The organism is Lamprobacter modestohalophilus, from assembly GCF_016583905.1.
GTDB lineage: Bacteria > Pseudomonadota > Gammaproteobacteria > Chromatiales > Chromatiaceae > Lamprobacter > Lamprobacter modestohalophilus.
The window spans coordinates 1-3,493 of record NZ_NRRY01000116.1 but is presented as its reverse complement, the minus strand read 5'-3'; the positions used below and the strand labels follow the sequence as shown (position 1 = coordinate 3,493).

Annotated in this window: 7 protein-coding genes; 2 read left to right on the top strand and 5 right to left on the bottom strand. The window is 59.6% G+C overall.

What is annotated here, in order from left to right; all coding sequences use genetic code 11:
• Positions 1-47: 47 nt before the first annotated feature.
• From CKO42_RS27740 to CKO42_RS25975, 4 genes are all read right to left on the bottom strand, one after another.
• Positions 48-461, bottom strand: a complete 414-nt coding sequence (locus CKO42_RS27740; protein ID WP_242479722.1) for a hypothetical protein — start codon at positions 459-461, stop codon at positions 48-50.
• Entirely contained in the window at positions 451-762 is a 312-nt protein-coding gene (locus CKO42_RS25985) for a type II toxin-antitoxin system RelE/ParE family toxin (RefSeq protein ID WP_200252082.1), read from the bottom strand. Before CKO42_RS25985 ends, CKO42_RS27740 begins: the two co-directional genes overlap by 11 nt.
• Positions 755-1,006 (bottom strand): type II toxin-antitoxin system ParD family antitoxin, encoded by a 252-nt coding sequence (locus tag CKO42_RS25980; protein WP_200252080.1) that lies wholly within the window; start codon positions 1,004-1,006, stop codon positions 755-757. Before CKO42_RS25980 ends, CKO42_RS25985 begins: the two co-directional genes overlap by 8 nt.
• A gap of 126 nt (positions 1,007-1,132) precedes the next feature.
• A complete protein-coding gene (locus CKO42_RS25975; protein ID WP_200252072.1) occupies positions 1,133-2,119 on the bottom strand; it encodes a tyrosine-type recombinase/integrase in 987 nt (328 codons plus the stop codon).
• Between the two features lie 119 nt (positions 2,120-2,238).
• Between CKO42_RS25975 and CKO42_RS25970 the strand changes: the two genes are divergently transcribed.
• Both CKO42_RS25970 and CKO42_RS25965 read left to right on the top strand, forming a co-directional pair.
• Positions 2,239-2,529: a type II toxin-antitoxin system ParD family antitoxin gene (locus CKO42_RS25970; RefSeq protein ID WP_200252055.1), complete on the top strand. Its 291-nt coding sequence runs from the start codon at positions 2,239-2,241 to the stop codon at positions 2,527-2,529.
• Positions 2,530-2,610: 81 nt separating this feature from the next.
• The gene (locus CKO42_RS25965) at positions 2,611-2,832 is read left to right on the top strand and encodes a type II toxin-antitoxin system RelE/ParE family toxin (RefSeq protein ID WP_338035011.1); all 222 of its coding nucleotides are present in this window, start codon (positions 2,611-2,613) and stop codon (positions 2,830-2,832) included.
• 38 nt (positions 2,833-2,870) lie between these two features.
• Here CKO42_RS25965 and CKO42_RS25960 read toward each other — a convergent pair whose 3' ends face one another.
• Positions 2,871-3,245: a helix-turn-helix domain-containing protein gene (locus CKO42_RS25960; protein ID WP_200252041.1), complete on the bottom strand. Its 375-nt coding sequence runs from the start codon at positions 3,243-3,245 to the stop codon at positions 2,871-2,873.
• Between the last annotated feature and the right edge of the window lie 248 nt (positions 3,246-3,493).

Sequence of the window (3,493 nt, the reverse complement as noted above, 5' to 3'; positions counted from 1 at the left end):
GAAGCGGTCAGAACGATGTCAGCGTCTCCCACGATCAGTACCTGTCCTCAACCTGAGCCGGATCGCCGTTTGGCGCTGATCTTTGTACTTCTAGGCCCTCTCATCAGAAGGCCCCGGTCCTTTTTCACAGCCAATCCAGAATCGAACGGGTCGCCCAGCCGGCGCTCAGATCCCAATCCGCTCCGCCTCATCGAGCGACACCTTATCGTGCAGCGCACGACCGCCAGCCGGCGTGCCTCTTCATCCGCACTGAGCACTCGGATACGGCTCATCGCCAGCTGGACCGGTTTGTGGGCTACCTTCGCCATCGTCAGCTTCTCTTGCCAGTGTTTGAACAAGGTCATCCAGGCGCGCATTGGGCCGGGTGGAAGCCCCAGCCGATCGGCCTTGTTCAGTTCGATCAGGTTCATCTGCAGGATGTTCCAAAAGCTAGACAACAACGCCGGCAGACTATCGGCCATTCTTTTCCGACAGCGAATGCCTATCCGGGTCCATGCGGACATGTAGAACGCGGACGATTCGGATCACCGAGGGTGTGACCAAGTAGTAAACCAAGTGCTCGTTGATCTGCAGGCAGCGGTAGCCGGGTCGCAGCTCATCTCGGGCCTTGCCAAGAGCAGGGTGCTCTCGCAAGAGAGCCATCCCGGCATCCAGCTCGGCGAGATAGTGATCGGCTTGCGTCTCGCCCCAAGTCTCGAAGCCGTAGCGCCATATGTCCTTCAGGTCTTGCCGGGCGCGCGGTCGCTTGACGAGTTCACGCATCTAGACCCGCTTCCCGTCGAGCTTCGCGGCGAATTTCATCCATGTCGAGTGGTGAATCGGCACCGCTTTCCTCGCCCTCAATAAGCGCCCGACGAAGCGCTTCGATTTTTTGCTCGCGCTCTTCGAGGAGCCGCAGACTCGCACGCACCACCTCGCTTGCCGACCCATAGCGTCCTCTTTGGATCTGCTGCGTGATGAACCCCTCGAAGTGTTCTCCAAGGGAGATGCTGGTGTTTTTGGCCATGATGAAAACCTCCTCAAGGAGCTAAAAATACCAAGAATTGGTATATTTTAGTATTTTCTCCAGACTAGTCCCGATAGGTCAAAAGCACCATCTGGGAGGAGGCGAAATTGACCAGTGATAACGCGCCTAAATCCCAATCCGCTCCACCTCATCGAGAGAGACCTGGTCGCTGCGCCGGTCGTAAAGTCGCGTGGTCTTGGGATCGGAGTGCGCCGCCATCTGCTGGGCGTGCTCGAGCTTGGCCTCGGGGTTCTCTAGGTAGACGGTGATCCCGGTACCTCGGAAGGTGTGGTTGCAGATCCCGGTCGTCTCAAGGCCGGCCTGCAGCGCCCGACGCTTGACCATCGCCCAAGCGCGTTGTCGGTCAAGGCGATTAGACCCAAGCTGTTTGGTCTTGCGGTCCACGGAGCGGAACAACGGCTCGTTTGTGTCCTCGGCGATGCCCGCAGCCTCGATGTACTTTTGCAGCCAGTCCTTCAGATTATGCTGGCAGGGCATCTCGTGGCGCTTGCCGCCTTTCTCATGCAGGCGCACCCACAGCGTCTCCTGCTTGCGGTAGACATCCTTGACGTTCATCGTCAACGCTGCCGAGATCCGCGCGAAGGTATAGACCATGAGCCCGATCAGCGCCCGATCCCGCAGACCGACCAGCGTCTCAGTTGGAATCGACCGCAGCAGCTGACGGGCCTCGGTCGGCGTCAGGATCGGCGTCTTGCCCTGGGTGTAGGAGAACTTTGGCCCGCGGACAAAGGAGGCCGGATTGGTCGACAGCACATGGCCGGTCACCAGCCAGTCGAACAGATGGCGCAGGGCTGAGAGCTTCTGCTTGACGCTCTGCGCCTCGTAGGTCCGCGTCTTTAGCTCAATCCAAGCCGCGACATGCAGCGGCTCGATGTCGAGCAGATCGGTGATCCCGGCATCGGTCTCGACCCAGCCGAGAAAATCACGCACCGCCCGCAGATACGCCTCGCGCGTGTTGCGGTTGCGGATCTGCGCCGCGAAGAATTCCAGATAGCGCCGTTGGGCCTCAGCACCGGCGCGCGCGACCAGCGCTGGCAATCCTGGGACTCGCTCCAAAACCCCGGTTCTTTGTCCGACCAGCGCATTCGTCATGCCAAGGCTCCACATCGTCCAAGGCTTGCAACATTTCCGTGAGCCGCATTCCCACCGGAGGACGATTCTTGTCCCATGGTAGGATTCTTGACGACCATCGACTCCAGAGAATCAATCACATGGCAAACGTTGAAAAGGTCAGTATTGCGCTGACGCCTGAGATGTTGGCGGTCGTGCGCGAAGCGGTCGAAAGTGGCGACTATGCGTCCAGCAGCGACGTCCTTCGCGAAGCACTGCAGGACTGGAAACGCCGTCGCGCATTGGAACAAAAAGACCTCGAAGCGCTTCGTCGTCTCTGGCAACAGGGGCTCGCGAGCGGGCCGGGGCGCTACGCCGATATGGCCGCCATCAAGGCCGAGGCCCGGAGGCGACAGGCTGCAGCGCAAGACACCCAACCCCCAGACGCGTGAGGGATCATTCCCATCATTCAGCGCACAGCGCAGGCCGAAGAAGACCTGATTGACATCTGGCTGTTCATTGCCGACGACGATGTGCGTGCTGCGGACCGCGTACTTGATCACATCGAAGAGACCTTCGTTCTTCTCAGGGACCAGCCCGGTCTTGGCCCAGAAAGGCCCGACATTGCGCCTGATCTGCGCTATTTTCCGGTTCAGTCGTATCTCATCCTGTACCGGCAGCTCATGGACGGCATCGAGGTTGTCCGCGTGGTTCATGGTGCCCGTGATCTCCCCAGGCTGATGGTCCTGCCATGAATCATTCACGGCTCGCGGTTTGATGCCGGCTCTTCCCATCACTGCGGATGTGGCTCAGTTGCGGTGTCTTGGTTCTTTTCGGCCGATCCGTCATCGAGCCCATCATGACCGAAGAGCCCCGAGAGCGTCACATCAGGACGATCCGGAAAGCGAGCGATCAGGTCCAGGGAGCCGCCCATGGCCTGCACATAGTTGCGCAGCGTCGAGAGCAGCATATCGGCGCGACCCTCAAGCCGAGAGACGTTGTCCTGTCCGACGCCGAGGCGTTCGGCCATCCGCACCTGTGTGAGATCACGCGCCTTACGCAGATCACGCAGCGTCATTTCCTCCGCGATCAGCCTGTCCGCGCGGGCTTCCACTCGTGCGCGCCGCTCCTCAGGCAGGCTGTTCATCACCTCGGTGAATGTCTTCATCCATTGCCTCCGTTCTCAGACCTAAGAGTATGGTCTCGAGAGCATATGTTGACAACAGCATATCATCCCGCCCCTCCTTTTCGGCTTTGTAGGACATAACGTCCTTTATGTACCGCGCCCGTCAACTAACTCCGGCCTTTATCAACGCGCCGTTCTGGGATGCCAAGCAGCGTGCGCTGAAGGGCAGGGGGATCACGTGCATGAAGAAAAACCTGGTCACATCGATGCAGCGCGCGCCTGAAGCTGAC